The 1,499-nt window shown below is 62.3% G+C and carries 1 protein-coding gene; it reads right to left on the bottom strand.

Annotated elements, in window-relative coordinates; all coding sequences use genetic code 11:
* Positions 1 to 1,499, bottom strand: a 1,499-nt coding sequence (arnA, locus tag ACXRVY_RS28615; protein ID WP_458238906.1) for a bifunctional UDP-4-amino-4-deoxy-L-arabinose formyltransferase/UDP-glucuronic acid oxidase ArnA, incomplete at both ends; no start/stop codon positions are given.

Raw genomic sequence — 1,499 nt, 5'->3', positions numbered from 1 at the left:
GTCCAGGCGTGGCCCCATCCAGTTGAACGGACGGAACAGGGTGAAATTCAGACCCTTCTGGCCATAAGCCCAGATCACGCGGTCCAGCAGTTGCTTGGAGACCGAGTAGATCCAGCGCTGTTTGTTGATCGGACCGACCACCAGATTGGAGTTGTCTTCGTCGAAGTTGTTGTCCTGGCACATGCCATAGACTTCCGAGGTCGACGGGAAGATCACGCGCTTGTTGTACTTGACGCAGTAGCGAACCAGTTTCAGGTTTTCTTCGAAGTCCAGTTCGAACACGCGCAGCGGGTTACGGGTGTATTCGATTGGCGTGGCGATGGCCACCAGCGGCAGCACCACGTCGCACTTCTTGATGTGGTACTCGATCCACTCGGAGTGGATGCTGATGTCGCCTTCGACGAAGTGGAAGTTCGGGTGGCTGCGCAGACGTTCGATGGCGTCCGAACCGATGTCCAGGCCGTAGACCTCGTAGCGGTCGTCACGCAACAGGCGCTCGGACAAGTGGTTGCCGATGAAGCCGTTGACGCCGAGGATCAGCACGCGGGTGCGACGTGGGGCACGGCCGGATTCGGCGCCGCGCAGCACGGAACCGTCCACCAGGCCCAGTTCGTTGGCCAGTTGCGGACCGCTCAGGTACAGACCGTTGTCGTTGCGCTGGCCGGCGTTGATGATCAGCGAGTCTTGACCGCAGGCGATGCGCAGCGGGTCGACGCTGATGACGCGGCCCGGTGCCAGGCCCTCGTTGCCCTTGGCGACTTCGGCGCTCCAGACAATCAGCTTGTGCTCGCCTACCGCGCAGAAGGCGCCCGGGTRTGGCTGGGTCACGGCGCGGACGAGGTTGAACAGTTCTTCGGCCGGCTTGGCCCAGACCAGTTTGCCGTCAGCCGGAGTGCGACGGCCGAACACCGTGGCTTTGGATTCGTCTTGCGGTGTTTCGCTGACTTTGCCTTGCAGCAGCACCGGCAAGGTGTCGCGCAGCAGGTCAGAGGCGGCGGTGCGCAATTTGCCGTGCAGGCTCAGCGCGGTGTCGCTGCGCTCGATCGCGACCTTTTGCTGGGCGACGATGGCGCCCGCATCGGCACGCTTGACCATGCGGTGCAGGGTCACGCCGGTTTCCGTTTCGCCGTTGACCAGCACCCAGTTGGCCGGTGCGCGGCCGCGGTAGCGTGGCAGCAGGGAACCGTGCAGGTTGAACGCGCCTTTGCGCGCCGTGGCCAGCAGTGGTTCGCTCAGCAGGTTGCGGTAGTAGAAGGAGAAAATGTAGTCGGGATCGAGCTTGGCGATACGCTCGATCCACAACGGATGGTTGGCGTCTTCCGGTGCATGCACGGCAATGCCGTGACGAGCGCACAGTTGCGCGACGGAACCGTAGAACGCATTCTCCTTCGGATCGTCGGCGTGGGTGAACACCGCAGCGATCTCAAAACCGGAGGAGAGCAGGGATTCGATGCCGGCGCAGCCAATATCGTGATAGGCGAAGACAACAGCTTTTGCAC

It is taken from the genome of Pseudomonas sp. P5_A2_2 (genome assembly GCF_054177685.1).
This window is presented reverse-complemented; position numbering and strand designations above follow the sequence as displayed.